Here is a 26,023-nt window from a genome sequence, read left to right on the forward strand (position 1 = left end):
CCGGGCGCCCGAGTCTCGCTAGAATCGGGTCATGCCTCAAGCCCCCGTCTCCACGAATGCGCCGGAATCCAGTGCGGTCCTCATCAAGGAACGCGCGACCGTCGTCTGCTACCGCGAAGAACAGGTCTTGCTCGTTGCGCGCGTTTCGTCGCGCTGGGCGTTGCCCGGCGGCACGATCAAGCGCAGCGAAACGCCGCTCGAGGCTGCACATCGGGAACTGTTGGAAGAAACCGGCATCATCGGCCAGAACCTCGTCTATTCGATGCAGTTCACCGGGCTCGCGAAGGTGCACCACGTGTTCTTCGCGGAAGTCGGCCCGGAGCATACGGCCCAGGCGAGCAACGAGATCGAGAAGTGCAAGTGGTTTCGCATCGACAACGTCGATGCGCTGCGTGCGAGCATCCCGACGAAGCGCATCGTCGAGCTCGTCTACCGGCACGAAATCCTCAAGTAGGTAGACACCCCACCCCCACCGGCTCGCACGAGCCGATATCATGCGCCCACGGTCCGTCGTCGCGTTCCCTTCCGAGCGAGCTGCAGATGAACAGTGCGTACACCTACCGCGGATACACCATCGATGTCCGCTGCGAATTCCGGCTCGACGAACCGCGCGACCACGCGCCGCCACCCGCCACGCTTCGGTTCGGGTTCGTGGCGGTGGTGCAGGTCCGCGCGGCCGGCATCGCGCCGCGCCTGCTGGCGCCGGTCCGGCTCGGCGACGATGGCGGCCGCCTGTTCGACGACACCCTCAACGCGCTGCGCGCCGGCCGCGCGGCCGGCGAAATCATCGTCGACGACCTGTTGGCCGATTCCGGCACCACCGACGGGCGCGCGCATTCCTGAGCCGGCGGGCGGCCGGAGTGTTCCGCGCGGATCGACGATGCCCCGACGCTCAGTTCAGGCGCTTTCGCCGCAATTCGTGTGACGAATAGACGACGAGGAAGATCCCCAGCATCGCGACGCCGGATGCCATGAAGTCGTTTGCGGTTCCCGTGCTGTTCAGCGATTTCGGGAAAATGCCGAGACTCAGTCCCGCGGCAGCCAGGAGCACGCCTGCCGCCACACCCCATACCGGTCCGGTGGTCTTTTCGATTGTGTTTTTCATACAGCACCCGTCTGCAGTTGTTACCTGAACGGGGGCGGCGCATGGCGCTCGCGACTACCGTTCGTGCTTCGACTATAGCGGCGAAATAATCGGGGCGGATTCAGTGCTTTCACCGATCAAGTTTTCGCCGATCGCGAACGTGCCTGCCACGGCGATTCATGCCCTGGCTCGATCGGGCCGGACATGATTCATTCGCTGCGCGCCGAATTACCTGCCGTTGCGTCGTGAATACTGCTCGGCAAGCGCGGGCTCTTACGCTCCGACGCAGAATTTACCGTTCGTTTCAAAGCTGTCCATACTGTGGACGTTCACCGAGGCTATGCTTCGTTGCACCCACAATAACTTCGGAGGGGGACAAAATAATGAACAATACATTCTGGAAGGCCGCACTATGTGCGGCAGCGGTGCCGTTCGCGCTCGCGGGATGCGGCGGCGGCGATGATAGCGGCCCACAAACCGGTACGCTGCATGTCGCGATGACCGATGCACCTTCATGCGGCTTCGACCATGTCTACATAACCGTCTCGCAGGTTCGCGTGAATGCGAATAGCAATGCTTCCGACAACGACGCCGGCTGGTCGACGATCACGCTGGCGACACCTCAGAAGATCGACCTGCTGTCGCTGACCAACGGCGTGCTCGCCGATATCGGTCAGACAGCGCTGCCGGCCGGTCAGTATCAGCAGGTCCGCCTGGTTCTCGCGCAGAACCAGGGCAACACCCTCGCGAACTCGGTCGTCCCGACCGGCGGCACGGAACAGGCGCTCGCGACGCCGAGCGCGACGCAAAGCGGCTACAAGATCATCCAGCCATTCACGGTGCAGCCGAACACGCTCGTCGACCTCGTGCTCGACTTCAACGCGTGCAAGTCGATCGTCCAGCGAGGCAACGGCACGTACGCACTGAAGCCGGTCGTCACCGCGATCCCGACCATCGTCAGCGGCGCGATCTCCGGTTACGTCGCATCGGCCGAAGCCGGCGCGACCGTGTATGCGGAACAAGGCGGCAAGGTGGTCCGCGGCACGGTTGCCGACGGTACCGGGAAGTTCGTGCTGTCGCCGCTGATCCAGAGTTCGACGCAAGGCAACTACGACGTCGTGGTCGTGCAGAACAACTTCGCGTCTGGCATCGTGCGCTCGGTTCCGGTCGTCGTGAACACGACCACGGCGGTGTCGACGTCGAACGCGCCGATCGCGCTTCCGGCATCGACGATGAGCACGGTCAGCGGCACGGTGACGGCAAGCGCCGACGCGTTCGTGCGGGCACTGCAGACCGTCGATGCAAAAGCGTACGAGATCACGTCGATCAACGCGAACATGGATACGGGAGCGTATGCGCTCAACGTACCCACGGCCGCGCCGATCGTCGGCACTTACTCGGGCTCGCTGCCGGTCGCGCTGGCTGCGTCGCCGGGCGCCGCGGCACAATATACGATCGAGGCGGACGCAGCGTCGGGCGCAACGCAATCGACGAACGTCAACGCAACGACCAGCCAGTCGAACGTCAATTTCAGTTTCTGACGCATCGACAGCATCATCGAAAGGGCCGCACGGCCCTTTCCTCAATAAACGGGAGAACGAAGTGAAGAAAGGGGTTATCGCATTGCTCGCGGCGGCGAGCGTGGTCGGCGCGCTAAGCGGTTGCGTCGCATACGTTCCGGGCCCGCCGGTCGTCGTCGCACCGCAAGGCGGGCCGGGGAACGGGTTCTGCCCGCCCGGACAGGCAAAGAAAGGCAATTGCTGATTGCACGAGGCCCGCGTATCGCGGGCTTTTTTCATGGTCGCTGCAAGACGGACATGGCGCGGGAATGGCGGAAGGCAGCCAGAGTCGAACTGACCCGGGAGTGTCTGACACCCCCAACCGGGTTTGAAGCCCGGCCGTACCACCGGATACGAATGCCTTCCGTGGGAAAAAACCAAAAGAACGACGAGCGCCTACGCCTGTATACCCACCCAACCGCTGTCAGGCCGCAGGAAGTGAAGATCGCGGTGGAAGCGAGTATACCCAACCCGATCGAAGAATTCGAGAATCTGGATCGCACGCTTGCGGCCGAGCCCGGTCGCGTCGCGAAACGTCGCCGCATCGAGTCCGCCGCCGCGCGTCGGCGTGAGATTGGCGACCAGCCCGGCCAGCTCGCGCACGACATCCGCGTGGTAGAACAGGTCGCGCACGACCTGATGCACGTCGCCGCGCCGCGCGAGCTTGCGCAGCAGCGTGCGCACGGCATCCTCGCCCGCACCCGTGTCGCGCGCCAGATCGCGGACCCACGGCGGATCGAAGCGCCCTGCATGAATCAGCGGCAGCAGTTGCTGCGCCAGCGCTTCCTCGCGCGCATCGAAACTCACCGCATGCGACGGCAGATGCAGCCACGGCCCGCTTCGCGCGACCTCCCCGCCATCCACCAGCGCATCGACCAACGCGCGCCACAGCACGTCGCCGACGAGCGGTGCCGCCATCCGTCGCAGGCGTGCCGCATCGAGTCCCTGCTCGTCCGGCACGCGCTCGTGATATGCGCGCAGCGTGTCGATCGCCCGCGCCTGCAGCGCATGCCAGTGCACTCGCGCGATCACCGTGCCGTCGTTCGACGCACGCTCGCGCTGGCCGATCGCCAGGGCGTCGTCCGGCAATGCGAGCGCGTCGGGCGCGAAGCCCGTCAGGTGCGTGAGCATCGTGCGTGCGATGCCCAGCGGCGCCTGCGCAAGCAGCGCATCGAGCCGCCCTTCGTCGAGCCATGCCGCGAGTGCGTCGAGCCATGCGCGACGCGCGGGCGTGCGGCGCTTGCGCGCGGGACCGAACGGGTCGAGCACGCGGCCGCCGCCGACGGTGCGCGTCGCCTGCGGATTGCGGACGATGAAGCGATCGCCCGGCAGCGCGAACACGGGTTCGTCGAACACCAGTTGCACGCGCATCTGCTGGCCGGCCGCGAGCGTATCGCCGTCGAGCAATGCGACGTGCGCGACGCGATGCAGCGTGCCGAGATGCACGTGCAGCGGCGCCCAGTGCGTCAGCGTGAGCCCCGCATCGGCCAGCAGCGTCAGGTCGACATCGAGACGAGTCGACGTCGCGACGAGCCGCGCATCCGCGACGGTATCGCCACGCTCGACGTCCGCCTTGTCGACGCCGGCCAGGTTCAGCGCGCAGCGCTCGCCCGCGCGGCCCGCGCCGACCGGCCGATTCTGCGCATGGATGCTGCGCACGCGCGCGGCGGCGCCAGTGCGCACGGCCGCGAGCGTATCGCCGGTCGCCACGCGGCCCGCGAACGCGGTACCCGTCACGACGGTGCCTTGGCCGGCCAGCGTGAACACGCGATCGACCGCGAGCCGGAACAGGCCGTCGTCGCGACGTGCGCGCCACGCGAGCGCCGCATCGGCGAGATGGCGCTTCAATGCGGCGACGCCCGGATCGTCCTCGCGCGTCGCGCAGGTTTCGAAGATCGGCGCGCGATCGAGCGTCGTGCCGTGCAGCCACGCGGCGATCTCGTCGCGCACCGCCGACAGGCGTGCGGTGTCGACGCGATCGCACTTCGTCAGCGCGACCGCGCCATGCGTGACGCCGAGCAGTTGCAGGATCGCGAGATGCTCACGGGTCTGCGGCATCACGCCGTCGTCGGCGGCGATCACGAGCAGCGCGAAGTCGATTCCGCACGCGCCGGCCGCCATCGTATGAATCAGCTTCTCGTGGCCCGGCACGTCGATCAGGCCGAGCACGTCGCCGTTCTCGAGCGGCGTATATGCATAGCCGAGTTCGATCGAAATGCCGCGCGCCTTCTCTTCCTTCAAGCGGTCGGTATCGACGCCCGTCAGCGCGCGCACCAGCGTGGTCTTGCCGTGGTCGATGTGCCCCGCGGTACCGACGATCATGCAGCCGGCCCCGCGACCTGCACGCATTGCGCGACGAATGCCGCTTCGTCTGCCGCTTCGAGGCAACGCAGGTCGAGCCGCAGCGCGTTGTCGGCGATGCGGCCGATCACCGGACGCGGCCATTCGCGCAGTTTCTTCTCGAGTTGCGCGAGCGCGCGGCCGCCGCGCTTGCCGTCCGGCGTGCGCACGACGAGCCCGGCGCTCGGCAACTGATCGATCGGCAGCGCACCGCTGCCGATCTGGCTGAACATCGGCTCGACCGTCACGTCGAAACCGCTGCCGAGCGCGGCCTGCAACGCGGGGCGCACGCGCTCGGCGGCCTCCGCGGTATCGCGCTGCGGCCGCGTCAGCAAGCGCAACGTGGTGAGCCGCTCGCGCAGGAATTCCGGCGCACGGTAGAGCCGCAGCACGGGTTCGAGCGCGGCGAGCGTCAGCTTGCCGACGCGCAGCGCGCGCTTGAGCGGATGTTTCTTGATCTTCGCGACGAGCGCGCGATCACCGACGATCAGGCCGGCCTGCGGCCCACCGAGCAGCTTGTCGCCGCTGAACGTGACCACGTTCGCGCCGGCGGCGACGGTTTCCTGCACGGTCGTTTCGTGCGGCAGGCCCCACTGCGTCAGGTCGGCGAGCGTGCCGCTGCCGAGATCGACGGCGACCGGCAGCCCGTGCTCGCGCGCGAGCGGCGCGAGTTCGGCCAGCGTCACTTCCTTCGTGAAGCCGCTGATCGCGTAGTTGCTGCAGTGCACCTTCATCAGAATCGCCGTGCGCGGGCCGATCGCGTCCGCGTAGTCGCGCAGATGGGTGCGGTTGGTCGTGCCGACCTCGCGCAGCTTCGCGCCCGCGCGGCTCATGATGTCGGGAATGCGAAATGCACCGCCGATCTCGACCAGCTCGCCGCGCGACACGATCACTTCGCGTTTCGGCGCGAGCGCGGACAGCGTCAGCAACACGGCCGCGGCATTGTTGTTGACGACCGTCGCGGCTTCCGCGCCGGTCAGTTCGCACAACAGATCGTCGATCAGGTCGTCGCGATCGCCACGGCGGCCGGTGGCGAGATCGAATTCGAGGTTGACGGGCTGGGTGAGCGCGACGACCACCGCACGCACCGCATCGTCGGGCAACAACGCGCGCCCGAGATTGGTGTGCAGCACGGTGCCCGTCAGGTTGAACACCGGGCGCACGGTGCCGGCGTTCTGTGCGGCCAGCGTGCGGGCGACAGTCGCGGCGATGCGCGGCTCGTCGAGCGGCTCGGCCGCCGGCAGATCCTGCTGAGCGGCGGTGCGCCAGCGTTCGAGTTCGGCGCGCACCGCGTTCAGCACGCGGGTGCGGCCATAGTCGGCGAGCAGCGGTTGCAGCGGGGCCGACGACAGCACGCGCTCTACCGAGGGCACGCGCGCGAGGACGGCATTCAGTTCATTCAAACCCGGTTCGGTCACGTAATGGTGGCTCCATTTCCTTGCGTGGCAGGGCAGCCGGCACCGGCACTCGCGCGCTCGCCCCGGCCGCCTGCCGTCACTCCGCTTCGCGCGACATGTCGGGCCACAGCAGCGGGTTCGGTGAACTGCGCTGGTAGCCGGCTTCGTTCATCAGCAGGTCGAGCGTGAGGCTCGCGAGATCGTCCGCCAGCGGCTCGAACTCGTAGTCCTTTTCCTGGTAGCCGATCTTGCGATAGGTCTTGCATTCGTCGCACGACTCGGCCTTGACGGCTTCGCTGCCGCCCTCGATCCCGTGGTAGGCGATGCCCTTGGTCGAATCGCAGTGCGAACATTTCGTGCGCACCATGTGCCACTCGGTCGTGCACAGCCCGCACTGCAGGAAACGGTACCCCTGGAACTGGCCGCCGACGCGCACGACGCTCGCGACCGGATGCGAGCCGCACACGGGGCACAGCCCCGGCTGGTCGAGATACGGGACGTCGGCCGGTGCGACGCGGCTCGCGAGATCGGTCCAGACGACCTGCAACGCGGCCATCAGGAACGGCGCGGTGGCCGGATCGACTTCGGCGAAGCGCAGCGCGAGGATCGCGTCGGCCTGTGCGTCGAGTTCGGCCGGCGCCATCAGCCGCAGCCGGTCGAGCAGCTTCGCGAGCGAAGGATTGACGAGCCCGGCGCTTTCGACGCGGTCGAGCAGTTCGTACAGCACGGCCCGCCACTGCGGGTTGCGCTCGCCGTCGAGCGCCGGCACGAGCGGCATCGAATGCTGCTGTGCACGCGCGATCGCTTCGGGCGACGGCATCGGCAGGTTCAGCGCCTGCAGCGTCGCGTGCTGCGCATCGGCGACGGTCGCCATCAGCCGCAGGTAGCCGCTGATCGGGTTCAGGTCGGCGAGCTTGCGCAGCCGTGCGGCACGCGCGGCAAACACGGTGTCGCGCTCCGGCAGGCGAAAGCGCGGAATGGCCGAATGATCGAGCGTCGAGATCTCGGTCGGTTCGAGAATGCGTTGTGTCACGAAAATGTCATCCAAAAAAACAAGCGCCGACGGATCGGCGCTCTTCAGGCGGTCCCGACGGCAGGCGGGGAAGGCATGCCGCAACCGGCGTACCGCCCCGCTCCGGTGCGTTATTTCACGCTTTCACGGAACCACTTCGGGTGATGCTTGCGGGCCCAGCCCAGCGTGACGGTGCCGCGCACCATCGCCCCGATCGAGCCCTTCACCCACAACGCCGCGTAAATGTGCACGATGATGCTCGCGATCAGCACGAAGGCCGCCACGGCATGCACGACGGCCGCCGCGCGGATCATCCCGATCGGGAAGTAGAACGAGAAGTAGCGTCGCCAGATCACGATCCCCGACAGCAGGAGCAACAGCAGGCACGCCACCAACGTGAAGAATAGCAGCTTCTGTCCGGCGTTATAGCGCCCGACGGGCGGCAGCTTGTCCTCCTGGTTGGTCAGCACGTCGTCGATCTGCTTCAGCCATTGCCGGTCATCCGCGTCGAGCACGTTGTGGTGCCAGAAGCGCACCACGAGAATCGCGAACGACACGAACATCACGAGACCGACGAACGGATGCAGGATCCGCGTCCACTGGCCGCCGCCGAACAGCGCGGTGAGCCAGAACATCGACGGATGGAACAGCGCGAGCCCGGACAGCGCGAGCAGCACGAACGTGATCGCGGTGATCCAGTGGTTCGTGCGCTCGTTCGGCGTGTAGCGGACGATCAGGTTGGGGTCGTCGTGCTTCATTTTGCGTCCTCCTTGATGCGTCGCGCCTCGTCGCGGGCGGCGGCTTCGTCGTCCTCGCTGACTTCGTTCGGACCGACCCGCGTGTAGTGGAAGAACCCGGCCAGCGCGGTCAGCGCGAGCCCGGCAACCGCGAGCGGCTTCGCGATGCCCTTCCACAGCTTCACCATCGGGCTGATCGACGGATTGTCGGGCAGCCCGTGGTACAGCGACGGTTTGTCGGCGTGGTGCAGCACGTACATCACGTGCGTGCCGCCGACGCCCTGCGGGTCGTACAGCCCCGCATGATCGAAGCCGCGCTCCTTCAGGTCCTCGATCCGCTCGGCCGCGTGCTGCTTCATGTCCTCCTTGGTGCCGAACACGATCGCGCCCGTCGGGCAGGTCTTCACGCAGGCCGGTTCCTGGCCGACCGCGACACGGTCGGAACAGAGCGTGCACTTGTATGCGCGATGATCCTTCTTCGAGATCCGCGGAACGTTGAACGGGCAGCCGGTCACGCAATAGCCGCAACCGATGCAGTTCTCCTCGTGGAAATCGACGATCCCGTTGTTGTACTGCACGATCGCGCCCGGCGACGGGCATGCCTTCAGGCAGCCCGGATCCTCGCAATGCATGCAGCCGTCCTTGCGGATCAGCCACTCGAGGTCGCCTGCCGGGTTCTCGTATTCGGAGAACCGCATCACCGTCCACGAGTGCTCGGACAGGTCGGCCGGGTTGTCGTACACGCCGACGTTGGTGCCGACTTCGTCGCGCAGGTCGTTCCACTCCATGCATGCCGTCTGGCATGCCTTGCAGCCGATGCACTTCGATACGTCGATCAGCTTCGCGACACTCCCGGTCACCGGTTCGCGCACCGTGGGCGGTGGCGTCGTGGTGGCCGAGACGCGCTTGATATCCAGCGATTGCAATGCCATCTCTTCCCCCTTACGCCTTTTCGACCTTCACCAGGAACGACTTGAATTCCGGTGTGTACGAGTTGCCGTCGCCTACGGACGGAGTCAGGGTATTGGCGAGATAGCCGGGCTTCGTCAGACCCTTGAAGCCCCAGTGCAACGGGACGCCGACCGTCTGGACCTTCTTGCCCTCGATCGTCAGCGGCTTGATCCGCTTCGTGACGAGCGCAACCGCGACGATGTAGCCGCGCTTGGACGACACCTTCACGCGATCGCCGTGCGCGACGCCGACTTCCTTCGCGAGATCTTCGCCGATCTCGACGAATTGCTCCGGCTGGATGATCGCGTTCAGCCGCGCATGCTTGGTCCAGTAGTGGAAATGCTCGGTCAGCCGGTAAGTCGTCGCGACGTGCGGGAACTCCGACACCTTGCCGAACGACGCGCGGTCGTCCGGGAACACGCGGGCGGCCGGGTTATTCAGCGCCTGCGGGTTGTCGGGGTGCAGCGGGTTCGCCGCGAGCGGCGTCTCGAACGGCTCGTAGTGCTCGGGGAACGGACCTTCGTTCATCCCCGCGCGGGCGAAGAAACGCGCGACGCCTTCCGGGTTCATGATGAACGGCCCCATCCCGCTCTCGGGCGCTTCGTCGGCCTTGAAGTCCGGCACGTCGGCGCCCTTCCACGCGCTGCCGTTCCAGCCGATCAGCTTGCGGGTCGGGTCGAACGGCTTGCCGCTCACGTCGCACGACGCGCGGTTGTACAGGATCCGCCGGTTGGCCGGCCAGGCCCACGCCCAGTTCAGCGTCTGGCCGATGCCGGTCGGGTCCGAGTTGTCGCGCCGCCCCATCTGGTTGCCGGCCTGCGTCCAGGCACCGCAGAAGATCCAGCAGCCGCTCGCGGTCGTGCCGTCGTCCTTCAGCTGCGCGAACGCGGCGAGCTGCTCGCCCTTCTTCACGAGCGTCTTGGCCGGATCCTTCGGGTCGGGCAAGTCGGCGAGCGCACGGCCGTTGAACTCCATTGCGAGCTCTTCGGGCGTCGGGCTTTCCGGGTTCGCATACGACCAGGTCAGGTTCACGATCGGATCCGGATACTTGCCGCCATCCGTCTGGTACATCTTGCGCATGCGCAGGAACAGCCCCGACATGATTTCGAGGTCGCTGCGCGCCTGGCCCGGCGGCTCCGCGCCCTTCCAGTGCCATTGCAGCACGCGGCTCGAACTGACGAGCGAACCGTTTTCCTCCGCGAAGCACGTGGTCGGCAGACGGAACACTTCGGTCTGGATCTTCGACGCATCGACGTCGTTGTAGTCGCCGTGATGTTTCCAGAACTCGGACGTCTCGGTCGCGAGCGGATCCATGATCACGAGCCACTTCAGCTTCGCGAGGCCTGCCGCCGTCTTCACCTTCGACGGCGCCGCCGCGAGCGGGTTGAAGCCCTGGCAGATGTAGCCGTTCATCTTGCCGGCATTCATCAGCTCGATCGCCTGCAGCAGGTCGTACTGCTTGTCCAGCTTCGGCAGGTAGTCGTAGGCCCAGTTGTTCTCGGCGGTCGCCGCATCGCCCCACCACGACTTCATGAAGCTGACGTGGAAGGCCTTGTAGTTCTTCCAGTAGCTCAGCTGGTTCGGTCGCAGCGGCAGCTGCGTGCGCTTCTTGATGTAGCCGTCGAAATCCTGCTCGGCCTGCATCGGCAGCGTCATGTAGCCCGGCAGCAGGTTCGACATCAGCCCGAGGTCGGTCAAGCCCTGGATGTTCGAGTGGCCGCGCAGCGCGTTCATGCCGCCGCCGGCGATGCCGATGTTGCCGAGCAGCAACTGCACCATCGCGCCGGTGCGGATGATCTGCGAGCCGATCGAATGGTGGGTCCAGCCGAGCGCGTACAGCACCGTGCCGGCGCGGCCCGGAACGGCCGTCGTCGCGAGCATTTCGCACACTTTCAGGAATTTCTCCTTCGGCGTGCCGCACGTCTGCTGGACCATGTCCGGCGTATAGCGCGCGTAGTGCTGCTTCAGCAGGTTGTACACGCAGCGCGGATGCTGCAGCGTCGGGTCGACCTTCACGAAGCCGTCGTCGCCGCGTTCGTAGTCCCAGCTCGACTTGTCCGGGTACGCGTGCTTCTCCGCGTCGTAGCCGGAATAGATGCCGTCGTTGAACGCGAAATCCTCGCGCACGATGAACGAGAAGTCCGTGTAGTTCTTCACGTACTCATGCTGGATCTTGTCGTTCGTCAGCAGATAGTTGATCACACCGCCCAGAAAGACGATGTCGGTGCCGGTGCGGATCGGCGCGTAGTAGTCGGCCACCGAGGCCGTACGCGTAAAGCGCGGGTCGACGACGATCAGCCGCGCCTTGCGGTGCGCCTTCGCCTCCGTTACCCACTTGAAACCGCACGGATGGGCCTCGGCTGCATTGCCGCCCATCACGAGAATCACGTCCGCGTTCTTGATGTCGACCCAATGGTTCGTCATCGCTCCACGGCCAAACGTCGGGGCAAGACCTGCCACCGTCGGGCCATGTCAGACACGCGCCTGATTGTCGAATGCGAGCATCCCCAGACTACGGATAGTCTTGTGGGTCAGGTAGCCGACTTCGTTGCTGCCCGCCGATGCGGCCAGCATGCCGGTGGTCAGCCAGCGGTTGACCTTCGCGCCGTCTTCGGTCGTCTCGACGAAGTTCGCGTCGCGGTCCGCTTTCATCAGCTTCGCGATCCGGTCGAGTGCGTCGTTCCACGAGATCGGTTCCCACTTGTCCGAGCCGGGCGCCCGGTATTCGGGATGCGTCAGGCGGTTCGGGCTGTGGATGAAATCGATCAGGCTCGCGCCCTTCGGGCACAGCGTGCCGCGATTGACGGGATGGTCGGGATCGCCTTCGATATGGATGATGCTCGGCTGTGCGTTCTTCGCGCCGTCACCGAGGCTATACATCAGGATGCCGCAACCCACCGAGCAATATGGGCAGGTGTTGCGCGTTTCGACTGTGCGCGCCAGCTTGTACTGTCGGACCTCGGCGAGCGCTTCCGTCGGAGAAAAGCCCATCAGGGCAAGACTCGATCCGGCAAGCGACGTGGCCGTCACCTTCAGGAACTGGCGCCGGGACATTTGTAGCATGATGGTCTCGGCGTTTTTGTGGGGTGAGGTGAAACTGAAAGGAATTATAGACAGTTCAGGCAACTATGATCGAATCCTCGGATCAATACCGATTTGTCTGATCCCCCGATGTCCTCGCGTACAACGCCCAACCGAACCGTCATGAAACGACAGATCACGTCCGAAGCTAGCCGCCTCGCGCAACAGCAGGCCAACTGGGCGCTCAACGCTTTCAAGCGTTTCTCCTCCCACCGCTGCTCGGCGATGGCCGCGAGCATCGCGTTCTTCTCCGCTTTTTCGCTCGCGCCGACGCTCGTGATGGTGATCGCCGTGGCCGGCTGGTTCTACGGCGACGACGCCGCACGCGGCCAGGTGTTCGAGCAGGCACATCAGTTGATCGGCGACGACGCGGCGGCCAGCATCCAGACGATCGTGCAGAACGCGCATCGCGCGGGCGAGCGCGGCGGAATCGCGACGCTGATCTCGTTCGCCGCGCTCGCGGTCGGCGCGTCGGCAACGTTCGCGTCGCTGAACACCGCGCTGAGCGTGATCTGGCCGAGCACGGAAAGCCGCTGGTCGAGCATGCTCGGGCTCGTGCGCGTGCGGCTGGTTTCGTTCGGGCTCGTGCTCGGCGTCGCGTTCCTGTTGATCGTGTCGCTGGTGCTCGATACCGCGATCACGTTCATCGGCACCTGGCTGCTCGGCGATTCGCCGTACGTCGTGATCACCAATCTGCTGCAGTTCTTCGTCGGCATCGCGGTGCTCGCGGGCGCGTTCGCCGCGCTGATGAAGTTCCTGCCCGATGCGCGCGTCGCATGGCGTGATGCGACGATCGGCGGGATCGTGTCCGCGATCCTGTTCTCGGGCGGCAAGAAGCTGTTCGCGCTCTATCTCGCGCATGCGGGCACGGCCAGCGCGTTCGGCGCGGCCGGATCGTTCGCGGTCCTGCTGATGTGGCTGTACTTCTCGGCGGCCGTGCTGTTGCTCGGCGCGGAATTCGCGGCCGCGCGCGGCGATGCGCATCGCCGCACCGGCAACGCCGCGGCCGCATCCGCGCCGGCCGATCGCGCAAGCGGCGACTGATTCATCCCCCACGTATTACCTCCCGCGGCCGCCTCCCTTTCCGCAACCACCCCGCCCGGCGGGGCATTCCTGCACGTTGATGCGTTCTTTGCGTCGGCACGCGATGCACGCTGCAACGGCAAACGTTTGCATGCGTCGTTTTTCGCGCTCGAACCGGCGAAACTCAACCTTCTCCCGCCGAACGCATCAGCCGTTGCAACAATCGCAGCGCAGCAATTGTCAACTATTTCAAAAAGAGGAACAGTCGTTGATGTCCTTGATATATATGGACTTTTTTCGGCTGTTACCTTTTCGAGACACTTTATTTTTTAAGCTTTCTTGCACGTATGGCACTGAGCTATTCTCCAATCCGCAACAAATAACGAATGACGATTCATTTGCGTGGAGATACTCAACGATGAAGAAACTCGCACTCTCGACCCTCTCGCTCGCCCTGCTGGGCGCCGCTGGCGCTGCTCACGCTCAGTCGAGCGTCACGCTGTACGGCGTGATCGATACGTCGATCGCATGGGTTCACGGCAACAACGGCCAAGCCAACAACTCGTGGCAAATGCTGTCGGGCAACCTGCAAGGCAGCCGTTGGGGCCTGAAAGGCGCTGAAGACCTCGGCGGTGGCCTGAAGGCGATCTTCCAGTTGGAAAACGGTTTTGACCCGGGTACCGGCCACCTGAACCAGGGCGGTCGCATGTTCGGTCGTCAGGCATACGTCGGCCTCGAGAGCGCCCAGTACGGTACGCTGACGCTCGGCCGCCAGTACGACCCGCTGGTCGACCTGGTCCAGGCAGTCACGGCTGACAACTACTTCGGCAGCGTGATGGCAACGCCGGGCGACGTCGACAACAACGACAACTCGCTGCGCGTCAGCAACGCAATCAAGTACACCTCGCCGGTCTGGGCAGGCTTCCAGGTCGAAGGCATGTACGCTCTCGGCGGCGTTGCGGGCAAGACGGGTTCGGGCCAAACGTGGTCGGTCGCGGCTGCCTACAACAACGGTCCGGTCGGCGTTGCAGCAGGCTACTTCTACGCAGCCAACCCGTCGCCGACGACGGCTGTCGGCCGCGCAGGCTGGGGTTCGACGACGTCCGACGCGATCTTCGACGGCCCGATCAACTCGGGTTACGCAACGGCGAAGTCGATCGCCATCGCACAAGTCGCAGGCCAGTATGCCCTCGGCCCGGTGACGTTCGGCCTCGGCTACAGCAACGCACAGTACAAGCCGGACGCGTTCTCGGGCTTCGGCTCGACCGAAAAGTACAACACGGGCCGCGCGTTCGTGACGTACCAGGTCACGCCGCCGCTGCTGCTGGGCCTCGGCTACTCGTACACGAAGGCTAGCGGCGACACGTCGGCGAAGTACCACCAAGTCGGTGTCGGCGCGGACTACTCGCTGTCGAAGCGCACGGACGTTTACCTGGTCGGCGCATACCAGCACGCAAGCGGCACGCAGCTCGTCGACGGCGTGCAGCAAAGCGCGCAAGCGTCGATCGCTTCGTACGGCTTCGCTGGCAAGAGCTCGGCCGAGCTGGTCGCGGTCGGCATTCGCCACAAGTTCTAAGAAGTACGTTTCCGGTGTGCATGGCGTCTCCGACGCCATGTCGCCGAACTGCAAAACCAGTCACCGGTTTCGGCCGTGGCTGGTTTTTTTTCGTCCGTTGCCAGCGGCGCCATGGCGGGCGATGGCCGTGGTCGGCACTTGGGTACGGCAACCGGCCGGGAGCGGCTCCTGGATCGCCTGTCGCGCGCTGGAAGCCTGTCCTGAGGCATCCGGACACCTCCTTGCTGTCCGACGGCCGCATACGGCCGGTCAGGCGCATGCCGCCACGCGGACCTCGCCATATCCCCTGACGCGCGACAACGGGATCAGGCATCGCAACGGACGCTTGCGCGCCCACCCTGCCAATTTCGATCCCGCGACGCGAAGCACTATGCTTCGACGTGTCGATTTCGACGGCCTTCGTCCGTCGTATCGATGGCGGCACGCGGATTGCCCCATCCCTCACCGACATCCGACAGGAGACGCTCCATGACGATTCAGAAGATCACGCCGTTCCTCTGGTATGCGACGGAAGCCGAAGAAGCCGCGGCCTTCTACGCGGGCATTTTCCCGAACTCGCGCGTCGTGCGCGTCACGGCGGTACCCGGTACCAGCGGCACCCGGATGGTCGAATTCGAGCTGTTCGGCCAGCCGTTCATCGCGATGAGCCACCCGCGCACCGAGACGTTCAACCACGCAATCTCGCTGATGATCAGTTGCGCCGACCAGGCGGAACTCGACCGCTACTGGAGCGCGCTGCTCGACAACGGCGGCACGGCCGACGGCTGCGGCTGGCTGCGTGACCGCTTCGGCGTCTCATGGCAGATCGTGCCCGACGCGCTGATCCCGATGATGGCCGACCGTGACGAGGTCAAGGCGGCGCGCGTGGCCGCGGCCATGATGCAGATGACGAAGTTCGACGTCGCCGCGCTGAAGGCCGCCTACGCCGGCACGGGGGGCTGACGAAGCACGGGCGCCGCGGCCTCCTTCGCGCGGGCATCGGCACGCCTGCGGCGCGCGCGCGATACGGGCGTGTCCGCGGCCGTCGACGGGATTGCATCGTGCCGCGACGCAATCGCGGGCAGCGACCGTTCGCGCGCGACTACGCCGAGAACATGGCCTCGACGATCCGTCGCACGTAACGCACGAATACGGCGACCGGTTGGCCCGACAACAGCGCATCGACACCGTCGCCGTCACCGCGCAGATAGACGGTGCGCGCGGCCGACAGAACGGGGCGGTACGTGTCGGGCAGTCGCTCCAGCGCCCACGCCGCGGCGACATCCTTCGGCGCGATCCTGCTGGTCGCGGCGCTGTACCAGATGCGCGCGAGCGCGAGCACGACGTTGCATTCGTCGCCGCGCCAGTCGGGCCCGGCATTCCACTGCGCAACCGTGGCGAGGAGCGCGGCGACGAAATCGCGTGCGGGCACCGCGTCGAACCACGCGGCCGCGCGCGGCCCCGCCCAGCGCAACGTCGTGCTGCCGCACCTTCGTCGACGGAATCGCCAGATCGTGATCGACGCATGCCGGCTCGACGATACCCGCGCGAAGATCGCGGCGCAGCCATTCGCCGAACTGCAGTTCGCGCCGGGCCGGATGACGCCGCGGCACCACGTCGCCGCGCACGACCACGGTTGCTTCCAGCGCACGCATGAGCACCTCACTCCGCGGCGCCGCAGACACGTCGGGCAAGTCGAGCATCAGCGCGCGCCGCACCGCTTCGCCCGGCGATGCGGCAACTGTTACCAGCAGGTCGATGTCGCTGCGCGGTTTCAGTCCGCTATCGAGCGTCGCACCGAACCGATGCATCGCCTGCAGCATCGCGCCGAGTGCCGTTCGATCGCGGCGCACGCGGCCGTCACCTGCTCGGCAATCTCGGCGGGAACGATCGTCGCGTTCATCGCGCGCGCCCCGCGCGACACACGCGCAACGCGCGGCGATGCACAGCCGTGCGCCGGCACGAACACGACGATCCGGCCATCCGCGCAAGCAGCCCGCAACATCGGATGCGCGTCACGTCATGCCGTATCCGCGCCGCGCGATACCGACGCGGCCGTTCGATTTGCGCGACGCAATAAAAATCCCCGTACGCTTTCGCGTACGGGGATCGTCGGACATCGCAACGGCCGCCGACATGCATTCGGCGACCGTTACGCTGCATTACGCAGCCGCGTCCTTCAGCTTCTTCAGCGCACGTGCCTTCACGCGCACGCTGGCCGGCTTTGCCGGGAACCAGCGCTCTTCGCCCGTGAACGGATCCTTGCCGAAGCGCTTCTTCTTTGCCGGCACGACTTGCGCCGTGATCTTCAGCAGACCCGGCAGCGTGAACTCGCCTGCGCCCTTCTTGTGAACCGAGCCCAGCACGACGTTCTCGAGTGCGACGAGCACTGCCTTGACCGCCTTCACTTCGACAGCTGCGCGCTCAGCGATGTGCGTTGCGAGCGATGCCTTCGTGAACTTGTCCTTCAGCGGCGTCGGAGCGGCCGGTGCTGCCTTCGCGACAGCCTTCTTGGCCACTACTTTCTTCGCGGGCGCAGCCTTTTTGGCAGCCACTTTCTTGGTGGCCGGTGCGGCAGCCTTCTTGGCCACCTTTTTTGCGGAAGTCGCCATGTTTCTCCTACCAGGTGTGGTCGTTGGATACACGAAGCGTGCAACGCGCGCGCTTCAACGCCGGATTCTACAAGCGCCTTGACGCTTCGTGGAGTACTTTTATGCGTTTTCGCGGGGTTTCCCGCAGGTTTTGTTGCGCGCGACCGACTTCGACGGCGCGCCAGCATCGAAAAACGCCTTCACGTATACGTCCAAACGCGCCCGATCGCGAATTACGTTCGATATTTGCGCACCTATACTGACCTCGCTCAGTGCCCCGGATGCCTTCATGCGCGAAGTCAGATACGTCAAAGGACTCGACGGCCTGCGAGCCATCGCCGTCATCCTCGTTTTCCTGTCCCACAAGGGCCACGTCCTCGCTGTCGACGTGGGCAAGCTCGGTGTGTGGACGTTCTTCTTCATCAGCGGATTCCTGATCGTCGGCGAACTGCATCGCAATCGTCAGGCGATCGAGCGCGGCGCGATGACGCGCCGCCATGCGCTGGCGCTGTTTCTCGCAAAGCGCGCGCTGCGGATCTTTCCCGTCTACTACCTGCTGCTCGCCGCGCTCGCGATCGCGCACGCGCTGTTCTACCAGCGCGGCGTCGATCTCGGGCTCGCTTGGCACGCCACGTTCCTGTCGAATTACTGGATCGGCGTCGTCAAGGACGGCTGGCCGGGCTCCACGTCGCACTTCTGGAGCCTCGCGGTTGAGCAGCAGTTCTATCTGATTGCGCCGCTCACGCTGCTCGCGGTGCCGGCCGTGCGCCATGTCGTGCTCGGCGTCGCGGCCATCGCGCTGTGCGCGGTCGCGCATCTCGCGCTCTACGCGGTCGATGCATCGCCGGTGCTGATCTATGCGTTTTCCCCGTGGAATTTCGCGCTGATCGCGCTGGGCGGCGTCGGCGCGATGGCGCTCGCCGATCGCGGCCAGGACGTCGTCCGCCGCGTTCCGCCCGGCTGGCTCGGCGCCGCCGGCGTCGTGTTCTTCCTCGCGCTGCCCGCATTCACGATGCTGCCGGACGTCGTCACGGGGCTCGCGGATCTCGGCCTGTCCGCGTCGCTCGGCGCGCTGATGTTATGGATCGTCACCGAACCCGACCATCCGGCCGTGGCACTGCTCGACTGGGCGCCGCTCGTGTATCTCGGCACGATCAGCTACGGCTTCTACCTGTTCCACAACCTGATCCCGGCACGTTTCGGCGAGATGCCCGCGCTGTTCGCGCACGTGCCGATGCCTGGAATCGTCCGGGAAGCGTTGCCCGAACTGCTGCAGTTCGCGCTCGCCGTGCTGCTCGCACATCTGTCATGGCGCTTTCTGGAACGGCGCCTGCTCGACTTCAAGAAGCCGATCGCCGCGATGCTGGCCCGGTACTTCGTCGCGCGGCCGAGCACGTCGCCGCGCTGAGCGCGATACCGGCGCGGGCGCGACGCAGCCTGCAAGCAACCGTCGTTCATCAGCGCGCAAGCGCGCCGACGCGCCGGCACCGGTTTCATCGCAGCGGCATCCGGCGCATCGCGCACCGCGCGCTCGAATCGCCACCATCGTCCGGCGGCGTACCAGAATCGTCACGCACGCACCCGCTCGAATCCGCCCGAAATCAGCATCGCCGCTCACCCGCCGCCGCACGCCCGCGATTCGTCCAGACGCAAAAAAGCCCCGACGCACGAGGCAGCCGGGGCCAACGGAACAACCACCACCTGAAACAACGGAGCAGCGCGGCTGCTTATGCGACAGCAGCCAGCGCGGGCAGACAGGTACGCAGGTACGCCTCGAATTCGCGGCTCACTTCCGGATGCTGGAGCGCGAGCTCGACGGTCGCCTTGAGGTAGCCGATCTTGCTGCCGCAATCGAAACGGGTGCCGTAGTAGCGATACGCGAGCACCTGTTCGTTCGCGAGCAGCGTCTGGACCGCGTCGGTCAGCTGCAGCTCGCCGCCGGCGCCGGGCTTGAGCTTGCGCAGGTGATCGAAGATCGTCGGCATGAACACGTAGCGGCCGACCACGCCGAGGTTCGACGGCGCGTCTTCCGGCGCCGGCTTCTCGATGATGCCCGACAGCTTGATGATGTCTTCTTCCCACTCGCGGCCTTCGACGACGCCATACGAACGGCTGTCCTCGCGCGGAATCGTCTCGACGCCGATCACCGAGCTGTGATAGTGGTCGAACACGTCGACGAGCTGCTTGAGCACGGGCTGTTCGCCGTGCAGCAGGTCGTCGGCGAGAATCACCGCGAACGGCTCGCCGTGCACGAGCTTTTCCGCGCACAGCACCGCGTGGCCGAGACCGAGCGCTTCCGGCTGGCGCACGTAGAAGCAGTTCACATGGCTCGGCTTGATGCCGCGCACGAGTTCGAGCAGCTTTTCCTTGCCGCGTGCCTCGAGTTCGGCCTCGATCTCGTACGACTTGTCGAAGTGATCCTCGATCGCGCGCTTGCTGCGCCCGGTCACGAAGATCATCTCGGTGATACCGGCGTTGATCGCTTCCTCGACCGCGTACTGGATCAGTGGCTTGTCGACGACGGGCAGCATTTCCTTCGGGCTCGCCTTCGTTGCCGGAAGGAACCGCGTGCCGAGACCGGCGACGGGGAACACGGCCTTGGTGACTTTCAACATGTTCGCATCCTGATTGCGTTGACTGCGCCGCGTCGCTGGGCGACCCGGCGCGATTGTTTTTCGAACGGCATATCGAGAACCGGCGGCACGGCCAATTCCACTCCGCTCATTTTCGATATGGACCTAGTGCCCATGTTTCCGAAAAATGGATAATCCACGAACCCGGTCGATATTTCCGAACCCGATACCGAGACATAAACAAATTACCGATTTTCCGGATACAAATTCTTACGATTCGAATTCCTCGATATACGGGACGCCGCCCCGCTCGAGGCCCGGGCGAATCGGCTCGTTCTTCAGCGCCTCGCGGTACGCCGACAGCACGGCCATGACCAGCAGTACTGCCGCGCTCGCGATCCAATGCATGTCCATCTTGCCGCTCCTTGCATCAATCAACTGGAGCTTCAAGCTATCAGAAAAAAATCGGCAAATAATTGTGGCAGCGGCGAAACCGCTTTCAGACCGGAATAAAACCACCATCTGAAACATCATCATTTCCCGGCGAGATTTTTTTATTCATTCGATCGAATTCTTGCGCATTACGATTGGACCATCCCCTTCATCCGTCGCAAGGAATCGAATCGCATGCAAGCTTTCAGCGGATCGTCTTTGACTGCGCCGCCCGTCGCCGACCACAAGGAACACGTGATCGACGCGATGCGCGGGTTCGCGGCGCTGCTCGTCGCCTATTTCCACTGCCGCCAGGTCGTCTGGGTCGGCATGCAGAGCTTCCATCACGCTTACGGTCATGCGCTGAACCCGAGCGTGATCGCCGGCTACCTGACCTTCCCGTTCGCGTGGGGCTCCGCCGGCGTGCCGATCTTCTTCGTGATCAGCGGCTACTGCATCCACCGCAACGCGGCGCTCAAGCTCGCGGCCAACCCCGCGTACCGGCTCGATGCGCCGAACTTCTGGGCGCGCCGCTTCGCGCGCATCTACCCGGTGCTGCTCGCCGCGCTGCTGTTCACGCTCGCGATGGACGCGGTCAGCCTGCAGATCGCGCCGGTCAGCCACAAGATCCGCGACGTCGGCCTCACCGCGTTCCTCGTGAACCTGTTCTCGCTGCAGGGCGTCGCCGGCTACACGTACGGGTCGAACGGCGCGCTGTGGACGCTGTCGCTCGAAGTGCAGTTCTATGCGATCTACCCGCTGCTGTTCGCGCTGCGCCGGCGCATCGGCATGCCGGCCATCGTGGCGGCCGTCGCGCTCGTCAACGTCGCGTCGGCGTGGCTGCTCGAACGGCACGACCTGCAGTTCTTCACGTCGTACTGGCTGTCCTGGACGGTCGGCGCATGGATCGCCGACGTGCGCGCGCAGCCGTCGCGCGGCACGGCCGCCGTGCCGTCGCGCGCGTGGTATCTCGCGGCCGCCGCGCTGCTGGCCGCAGGCTGCGGCGCGTTCCACTTCGGCCAGTACGGCGCGTTCCAGCTGTGGGCGGCCGGCTTCGCGTGCTTCCTGTACCGCGCGCTCGCCTGCCCGCCGCGCCCGACGCCGCTGTTGCGCGTGCTCGGCTGGTTCGGCGACTTCAGCTACTCGCTGTACCTGGTCCATCTGCCGCTGTTCGTCTGCCTCGGCTCGGTGCTGTTCCACTCCGAACTGCAACTGTCGATCTGGCCGTCGATCGCGTTCATGGCCGCCGCGATTCCGGTCGCCTACGTGTTCTACCGGCTATTCGAACGCCCCGCGATGATGTGGTCGGCCAGCCTGAAGCCGACGCGCGCCGCACGCGTCGTCGCACCGGCGCCCGAACGGGCTGTCTGATTGCGCCGTTACGGCGCTCCCGGCCCCCGCGCGACCTCGAGTCGTGCGGGGGCATTTTCATGGGCATGACGCGGCGTCACACGCCGCCTGGGCGGCTGCACTACCGTCGCATCGCCCGCCTCCTCGCCGGCCTCACTGCATGACCTCACGGCGTTCCGTGAAGCCAATTCCGATCCAGACTGCCGAGGATTCCCCCAAGACCCCGTACGCGAACGCATCATCAGTTCGCCTCCGGCACCCCGCGCCCGACGCGCATCAGGCTCCCGCCCGCCCAAAAAAGCAGAGCCCTCATGCAGCACACCGCCGCATGAGGGCCCGTTTCCCGGCGCATGGCGTAGATTCGCGCCGCACCTACCGCTTCTTCGCCTTCGCGGCCTTCGCCGTATCCGCGAGGATCTTCTCGACCCGTTCCACATAGATCTCGGTGCCGAACCGGCGCACCGCGGTCGCCCGCCCGCTCGCGACGAGCCGCTCGCGCAGCGCGGCGTCGTGCTGCAGCCTGCCCAGCGCATCGGCCAGCGCGGTCGCGTTGCCCGGCTCGCACAGCAGCCCGTTTTCGCCGTCCTCGATGATCTCGACGACTCCGCCCGCGCGGGCCGCGACCACCGGCCGCCGTGCGAGCATGCCCTCGACGATCACGCGCCCGAACGGCTCCGGTGTGATCGACGTATGCGCGACCACGTCGACCGCCTTCATGCACGCGGCCACGTCGCGCTGGAAGCCGAGGAAGTGCACGCGATCGTCCATACCGTGACGCGCGACGATCTCGTGCAGCTGCGCCGCGTATTCGTCCTCGCCGAACAGCGGCGCGCCGACCAGCACCACGTGCATGTCCGGATGGCGAGCCGCGGCCTCCAGCAGCAGGTGCTGCCCCTTCCAGTGCGCGAGGCGGCTGAACGAGCCGACCAGCCATGCGTGCTCCGGTAACCCGAAGCGCGCGCGCAGCGCGGCCTGGCTGGCCGTGTCCAGCGCGTCGAACGGTTCCGCCGAAATGCCGTTGAACACGACGTCGACGTGCTGCGGCGTGAAGCCCGTCAGCGCACGGAACGCCTGCGCGGACGCATCGGAGTTCGCGATCACGCGCGTGACGCCGAACCGCGCGCAGCACTTGATCGCCATCAGTTGCTTGCTGCCGAAATGGTCGCTGCTGACGATGTCGCGCAGGTGCCAGACCACCGGCTTGCGCGCGAGCCGCCCGGCCAGCGCCGCGACCACCATCGCGCGCTGCGTGTTCGCGTAGATCACCTCGGCGCGGCGTGCGCGCCGCGCGACGTCCCGCACGAGCGTGTAAAGCTGCTTCAACGCGCCTGCCGACACGCCGCCCTGCTTGCGCACCCCCGCGAGCGCGCCCTGGTCGAGCACGTCGACGCGCGCGCCGATCTCGTCGAGCGCCGCGCGGAACGGGCCATCGTCGAACAGCACCACGTCGGCGTTCGCGCGCATGTGCTTCATGATCTCCAGCAGCGACAGCTCCGCGCCGCCGAGCACGCCGCTCTGGTCCAGCACGAGCGTCGCCGGGCCGCGCGCGGGCGGCATCGGCGCGACGGCCGTGCCGCGCTGCGCGGTCGAGCCGGGCAGCGCCGCCTCCACGTAGTCGAGGAAGCGCCGCCGGAACGTGTCGGCGGAGAAGCGCTCTGCATTCGCGCGGCACGCGTGCGGCGTGAAGCGCTGCGGCGCGCGCTCGAAATCGTCGACCGCCGCGACGATCGCGTGCGGCGTCTGTTCGTCGAAGAACAGCCCGGTCGGATTCGCGTGCGCGCGCGGTTCGAGCACCGTCTCGAGCGCACCGCCCTTGCCGTAAGCGATCACGGGCGTGCCGCACGCCTGCGCCTCCACCACCGAGATCCCGAAATCCTCCTCGGCCGCGAACACGAACGCCTTCGCGCGCCGCATCCGGTCGTGCAGCACCGCGAACGGCTGATAACCCATGATCTCGACGTTCGGGCCGGCCTTCGCGCGGATCTTCTGCATCTCGGGGCCGTCGCCGATCACCACGAGCTTGCGCTCCGGCGTGCGCGAGAACGCTTCGACGATCAGGTCGATCTTCTTGTACGGCACCATCCGCGACGCGGTCAGGTAGAAATCGTCCTTCGCCTCGTTCAGCGAGAAGCCGTCGACGTCGACCGGAGGGAAGATCACCGCCGCGTCGCGGTGATACACCTTGCGGATGCGTCGCGCGATGAACGCGGAGTTCGCGACGAAGCCGTCGACCGCATTCGCGGTGCGCGTATCCCAGTTGCGGATGTAATGCAGGATCATCCGCGCGAGCAGCGACTTCGGTCCGTGCGTGAGGTTCGACTGTTCCAGATACTGATGCTGCAGGTCCCACGCGTAGCGAATCGGCGAATGCACGTAGCTGATGTGCATCTGGTCCGGCCCGGTCAGCACGCCCTTCGCGACCGCATGGCTGCTGGAGATCACGAGATCGTAGTCCGACACGTCGAGCTGCTCGATCGCGAGCGGCATCAGCGGCAGGTAGCTGCGGTACTTGGTGCGCGCGAACGGCAGTTTCTGGATGAACGAGGTCGTCACCCGCTTGCCGCGCACGAACGCGCGATCGTCGAGAAAATCGACGAGGCTGAACAGGTCCGCGTCGGGAAAGCACGCGACGATCTGTTCGAGCACGCGCTCGGCGCCGGCGTACGTGACGAGCCAGTCGTGGACGATCGCCACGCGCAGCGGGCGCGACGCATCGCGTGCGCCCGCCTGTCCGGCCGGTTCGGTCCGGCGCAGCGCGGCGGTGTCGCCGGCTTCGGCCACGGCGGCATCGGCCGTGGCGAGGTTCAGGATGGCGTGTTCCGCCAGATCGCGATTCATACGGTTTTCCTCGCATTGAGACGGACGAACAGGTCGCGCACCAGCGCGCGCAGGGCCGGCGTCATCGTGAGCGACCACGCAAGGTTCAGCACCAGCACGACCGCGCAGAGGCCGATCGACTCGCCGAGCCCCGACCACGCCTGCGCGAGAAACAGGCTCGCGAGCAGGAAGGCGAGATGCGCGAGCATGTCGAGCACGATCGCGCGCATCCGGATCGCCGACAGGTAAAGCAGCACGCCGTAATCGACCAGCGCACGGGTCGCGACGACCACCGCCGCGCCGATCAGCCCGAAGTGATGAATGCCGAACCACAGGCCGCCGACGAAGAACGGCATCTCGACGAGCCCGGCGAACGCCGCCCGGGCCGGATTGACCTGCGACTGGATCAGGATCCGCGTGACGCTCGCCTGGCCGACGAGCCAGACGCTGATCACCAGCACGCGCCCGACCGGCGCCGAATGCGCGGCGAGATCGGCGCCGACCCACAACGTGAGGAACGGTGCGAGCGCGAAAATCGCGACGATGCCGACCGGCGTGAACACGCCGTTCAGGAATTCGAGCGACTGGCGCGCGAGCGTGTCGGCATGCTCGCGGCCGACCGCCGACAGGCGCGGAAACAGCGTGCGCACCAGCGCGTTCGGCAGCATGTTCAGCCGCGTGACGAGGTTCTGCGGAACCGTGTAATAGGTGACGAACTTCGCGCCCATGCCGGCGCCGAGCATTACGCGGTCGAGCGTGTCGGCGATCATGCTCGTCGTGCTCGCGATCAGCATCCAGCCGCCGAAGTTGAACAGCCCTTTCGCGGTGCCCCACTGCGGCGGGTCGATGCGCTGGATCCCGAGCACCTTGATGCTTGCGTGACCGAGCATCACCGCCGCGATCAGCCGCGCGAGGACGGCCGCGGCCAGCACCGTCTGCAGGTTAGGCGCGATCCACCATGCGGCGCCGAGCGGCAGCAGCTGGAACAGGAACGTGCCGATCGTCTGGTTCGTGTTGAACACGCCGAACCGTTCGGCCCCGTTGATCGCGCCGGCGAACACCCACGACACGTTCGCGAGCGGAATCGCGAGCGCGAGCCACGGCAACGCGAGATACACCTCGTGCTGCATCGCCGCCGACACCTTCGTGAAATACGCGGTGTAGACGAACGCGCCGAAATAGATCAGCAGGCCGCCAACGATGCCGGTGCCGAGATTCAGCCAGAACGCGCTCCAGAAGACCCGCGCGCTTTCGTCCGCATTGCCGCTCGCGAGCGCCTTCGAGATGTGGTTCTGCGCGGCCATGCTCATCCCGAGATCGAGGATCCCGAAATAACCGATCAGCGTCCACACGAGGCTGACGACGCCGTAGCGTTCGACGCCCAGCGCGTGGATGTACGCGGGCACCGTCACCAGCGACACGAAGGTCGGCAGGATCAGCCCGATGAAGTTGATCGAAACGTTCTTGAGTATGCCTTTGTCCATGCTTCTGCCTTGTGTGACGCCAACGACGACGGCGCGC

20 protein-coding genes, 1 tRNA gene and 1 pseudogene are annotated in these 26,023 nt (G+C 66.0%); 8 read left to right on the plus strand and 14 right to left on the minus strand.

All coding sequences use genetic code 11. The features are described from left to right. The first annotated feature begins 31 nt into the window (after positions 1–31). Both ACV22W_RS02550 and ACV22W_RS02555 read left to right on the plus strand, forming a co-directional pair. A complete protein-coding gene (locus tag ACV22W_RS02550; protein WP_448017593.1) occupies positions 32–454 on the plus strand; it encodes an NUDIX hydrolase in 423 nt (140 codons plus the stop codon). A gap of 86 nt (positions 455–540) precedes the next feature. Continuing rightward, entirely contained in the window at positions 541–843 is a 303-nt protein-coding gene (locus ACV22W_RS02555; RefSeq protein WP_448017594.1) for a hydrogenase maturation factor, read from the plus strand. Between the two features lie 49 nt (positions 844–892). Here ACV22W_RS02555 and ACV22W_RS02560 read toward each other — a convergent pair whose 3' ends face one another. After that, positions 893–1,105 (minus strand): hypothetical protein, encoded by a 213-nt coding sequence (locus tag ACV22W_RS02560; RefSeq protein ID WP_448017595.1) that lies wholly within the window; start codon positions 1,103–1,105, stop codon positions 893–895. 362 nt (positions 1,106–1,467) lie between these two features. Between ACV22W_RS02560 and ACV22W_RS02565 the strand changes: the two genes are divergently transcribed. Continuing rightward, positions 1,468–2,625 carry a DUF4382 domain-containing protein gene (locus tag ACV22W_RS02565; protein WP_448017596.1) on the plus strand — a complete coding sequence of 386 codons (1,158 nt, stop codon included), beginning with the start codon at positions 1,468–1,470 and terminating at the stop codon, positions 2,623–2,625. A 288-nt stretch (positions 2,626–2,913) separates the two neighbouring features. Here ACV22W_RS02565 and ACV22W_RS02570 read toward each other — a convergent pair. The 7 genes from ACV22W_RS02570 to fdnG form a co-directional block, all read right to left on the minus strand. Beyond that, positions 2,914–3,009 (minus strand) — tRNA-Sec (locus ACV22W_RS02570). A 30-nt stretch (positions 3,010–3,039) separates the two neighbouring features. Beyond that, positions 3,040–4,965: a selenocysteine-specific translation elongation factor gene (gene selB / locus ACV22W_RS02575; protein ID WP_448017597.1), complete on the minus strand. Its 1,926-nt coding sequence runs from the start codon at positions 4,963–4,965 to the stop codon at positions 3,040–3,042. After that, positions 4,962–6,401, minus strand: a complete 1,440-nt coding sequence (selA, locus tag ACV22W_RS02580) for an L-seryl-tRNA(Sec) selenium transferase (RefSeq protein ID WP_448017598.1) — start codon at positions 6,399–6,401, stop codon at positions 4,962–4,964. The genes selB and selA overlap by 4 nt, the downstream gene beginning before the upstream one ends. Positions 6,402–6,477: 76 nt before the next feature. Next, complete coding sequence (fdhE, locus tag ACV22W_RS02585; RefSeq protein WP_179949127.1) at positions 6,478–7,413, minus strand: formate dehydrogenase accessory protein FdhE; 936 nt, start codon at positions 7,411–7,413, stop codon at positions 6,478–6,480. A 110-nt stretch (positions 7,414–7,523) separates the two neighbouring features. Further along, the gene (locus tag ACV22W_RS02590) at positions 7,524–8,150 is read right to left on the minus strand and encodes a formate dehydrogenase subunit gamma (RefSeq protein WP_059524797.1); all 627 of its coding nucleotides are present in this window, start codon (positions 8,148–8,150) and stop codon (positions 7,524–7,526) included. Beyond that, a complete protein-coding gene (fdxH, locus tag ACV22W_RS02595) occupies positions 8,147–9,061 on the minus strand; it encodes a formate dehydrogenase subunit beta (RefSeq protein WP_448017599.1) in 915 nt (304 codons plus the stop codon). Before fdxH ends, ACV22W_RS02590 begins: the two co-directional genes overlap by 4 nt. Before the next feature lie 10 nt (positions 9,062–9,071). Beyond that, on the minus strand, positions 9,072–12,143 hold the full coding sequence (fdnG, locus tag ACV22W_RS02600; protein WP_448017600.1) for a formate dehydrogenase-N subunit alpha: 3,072 nt from the start codon (positions 12,141–12,143) through the stop codon (positions 9,072–9,074). Between the two features lie 141 nt (positions 12,144–12,284). On the opposite strand from fdnG, the gene ACV22W_RS02605 reads away from it, so the two are divergent. The 3 genes from ACV22W_RS02605 to ACV22W_RS02615 all read left to right on the plus strand — a co-directional run bounded on the left by ACV22W_RS02605 (position 12,285) and on the right by ACV22W_RS02615 (position 15,702). Further along, entirely contained in the window at positions 12,285–13,205 is a 921-nt protein-coding gene (locus tag ACV22W_RS02605) for a YihY/virulence factor BrkB family protein (RefSeq protein WP_448017601.1), read from the plus strand. A gap of 397 nt (positions 13,206–13,602) precedes the next feature. Continuing rightward, positions 13,603–14,760 carry a porin gene (locus ACV22W_RS02610; RefSeq protein WP_059689719.1) on the plus strand — a complete coding sequence of 386 codons (1,158 nt, stop codon included), beginning with the start codon at positions 13,603–13,605 and terminating at the stop codon, positions 14,758–14,760. Positions 14,761–15,228: 468 nt separating this feature from the next. Further along, a complete protein-coding gene (locus ACV22W_RS02615; protein ID WP_448017602.1) occupies positions 15,229–15,702 on the plus strand; it encodes a VOC family protein in 474 nt (157 codons plus the stop codon). Between the two features lie 139 nt (positions 15,703–15,841). Here ACV22W_RS02615 and ACV22W_RS02620 read toward each other — a convergent pair. Together ACV22W_RS02620 and ACV22W_RS02625 are read right to left on the minus strand one after the other, a co-directional pair. Further along, a pseudogene (locus ACV22W_RS02620) lies at positions 15,842–16,642 on the minus strand (aminoglycoside adenylyltransferase family protein). A gap of 259 nt (positions 16,643–16,901) precedes the next feature. Then, complete coding sequence (locus tag ACV22W_RS02625) at positions 16,902–17,351, minus strand: HU family DNA-binding protein (protein ID WP_011548077.1); 450 nt, start codon at positions 17,349–17,351, stop codon at positions 16,902–16,904. A 268-nt stretch (positions 17,352–17,619) separates the two neighbouring features. On the opposite strand from ACV22W_RS02625, the gene ACV22W_RS02630 reads away from it, so the two are divergent. Beyond that, positions 17,620–18,738: an acyltransferase family protein gene (locus tag ACV22W_RS02630; protein ID WP_448017603.1), complete on the plus strand. Its 1,119-nt coding sequence runs from the start codon at positions 17,620–17,622 to the stop codon at positions 18,736–18,738. A gap of 319 nt (positions 18,739–19,057) precedes the next feature. Here the strand turns inward: ACV22W_RS02630 and galU are convergent, their stop codons facing one another. Together galU and ACV22W_RS02640 are read right to left on the minus strand one after the other, a co-directional pair. After that, positions 19,058–19,945: a UTP--glucose-1-phosphate uridylyltransferase GalU gene (galU, locus tag ACV22W_RS02635; protein ID WP_034179975.1), complete on the minus strand. Its 888-nt coding sequence runs from the start codon at positions 19,943–19,945 to the stop codon at positions 19,058–19,060. Between the two features lie 228 nt (positions 19,946–20,173). Then, positions 20,174–20,317 carry a hypothetical protein gene (locus ACV22W_RS02640; protein WP_006479318.1) on the minus strand — a complete coding sequence of 48 codons (144 nt, stop codon included), beginning with the start codon at positions 20,315–20,317 and terminating at the stop codon, positions 20,174–20,176. 213 nt (positions 20,318–20,530) lie between these two features. On the opposite strand from ACV22W_RS02640, the gene ACV22W_RS02645 reads away from it, so the two are divergent. Further along, on the plus strand, positions 20,531–21,706 hold the full coding sequence (locus ACV22W_RS02645) for an acyltransferase family protein (RefSeq protein WP_448017604.1): 1,176 nt from the start codon (positions 20,531–20,533) through the stop codon (positions 21,704–21,706). Between the two features lie 351 nt (positions 21,707–22,057). Here ACV22W_RS02645 and ACV22W_RS02650 read toward each other — a convergent pair whose 3' ends face one another. Further along, complete coding sequence (locus ACV22W_RS02650) at positions 22,058–24,523, minus strand: glycosyltransferase family 4 protein (RefSeq protein WP_448017605.1); 2,466 nt, start codon at positions 24,521–24,523, stop codon at positions 22,058–22,060. Next, on the minus strand, positions 24,520–25,986 hold the full coding sequence (locus ACV22W_RS02655; RefSeq protein WP_448017606.1) for a flippase: 1,467 nt from the start codon (positions 25,984–25,986) through the stop codon (positions 24,520–24,522). The genes ACV22W_RS02650 and ACV22W_RS02655 overlap by 4 nt, the downstream gene beginning before the upstream one ends. Positions 25,987–26,023 lie beyond the last annotated feature (37 nt).

It is taken from the genome of Burkholderia sp. AW49-1 (genome assembly GCF_053427845.1).

Excerpts from the sequence above, each read along its gene's own strand:
- ACV22W_RS02550 (WP_448017593.1), top strand. The coding sequence starts at position 32 with ATGCCTCAAGCCCCCGTCTCCACGAATGCGCCGGAATCCAGTGCGGTC.
- ACV22W_RS02555 (WP_448017594.1), top strand. The coding sequence starts at position 541 with ATGAACAGTGCGTACACCTACCGCGGATACACCATCGATGTCCGCTGC.
- ACV22W_RS02560 (WP_448017595.1), bottom strand. The coding sequence starts at position 1,105 with ATGAAAAACACAATCGAAAAGACCACCGGACCGGTATGGGGTGTGGCG.
- ACV22W_RS02565 (WP_448017596.1), top strand. The coding sequence starts at position 1,468 with ATGAACAATACATTCTGGAAGGCCGCACTATGTGCGGCAGCGGTGCCG.
- selB (WP_448017597.1), bottom strand. The coding sequence starts at position 4,965 with ATGATCGTCGGTACCGCGGGGCACATCGACCACGGCAAGACCACGCTG.
- ACV22W_RS02590 (WP_059524797.1), bottom strand. The coding sequence starts at position 8,150 with ATGAAGCACGACGACCCCAACCTGATCGTCCGCTACACGCCGAACGAG.
- fdxH (WP_448017599.1), bottom strand. The coding sequence starts at position 9,061 with ATGGCATTGCAATCGCTGGATATCAAGCGCGTCTCGGCCACCACGACG.
- ACV22W_RS02605 (WP_448017601.1), top strand. The coding sequence starts at position 12,285 with ATGAAACGACAGATCACGTCCGAAGCTAGCCGCCTCGCGCAACAGCAG.
- ACV22W_RS02610 (WP_059689719.1), top strand. The coding sequence starts at position 13,603 with ATGAAGAAACTCGCACTCTCGACCCTCTCGCTCGCCCTGCTGGGCGCC.
- ACV22W_RS02615 (WP_448017602.1), top strand. The coding sequence starts at position 15,229 with ATGACGATTCAGAAGATCACGCCGTTCCTCTGGTATGCGACGGAAGCC.
- ACV22W_RS02625 (WP_011548077.1), bottom strand. The coding sequence starts at position 17,351 with ATGGCGACTTCCGCAAAAAAGGTGGCCAAGAAGGCTGCCGCACCGGCC.
- ACV22W_RS02630 (WP_448017603.1), top strand. The coding sequence starts at position 17,620 with ATGCGCGAAGTCAGATACGTCAAAGGACTCGACGGCCTGCGAGCCATC.
- galU (WP_034179975.1), bottom strand. The coding sequence starts at position 19,945 with ATGTTGAAAGTCACCAAGGCCGTGTTCCCCGTCGCCGGTCTCGGCACG.
- ACV22W_RS02640 (WP_006479318.1), bottom strand. The coding sequence starts at position 20,317 with ATGGACATGCATTGGATCGCGAGCGCGGCAGTACTGCTGGTCATGGCC.
- ACV22W_RS02645 (WP_448017604.1), top strand. The coding sequence starts at position 20,531 with ATGCAAGCTTTCAGCGGATCGTCTTTGACTGCGCCGCCCGTCGCCGAC.
- ACV22W_RS02650 (WP_448017605.1), bottom strand. The coding sequence starts at position 24,523 with ATGAATCGCGATCTGGCGGAACACGCCATCCTGAACCTCGCCACGGCC.
- ACV22W_RS02655 (WP_448017606.1), bottom strand. The coding sequence starts at position 25,986 with ATGGACAAAGGCATACTCAAGAACGTTTCGATCAACTTCATCGGGCTG.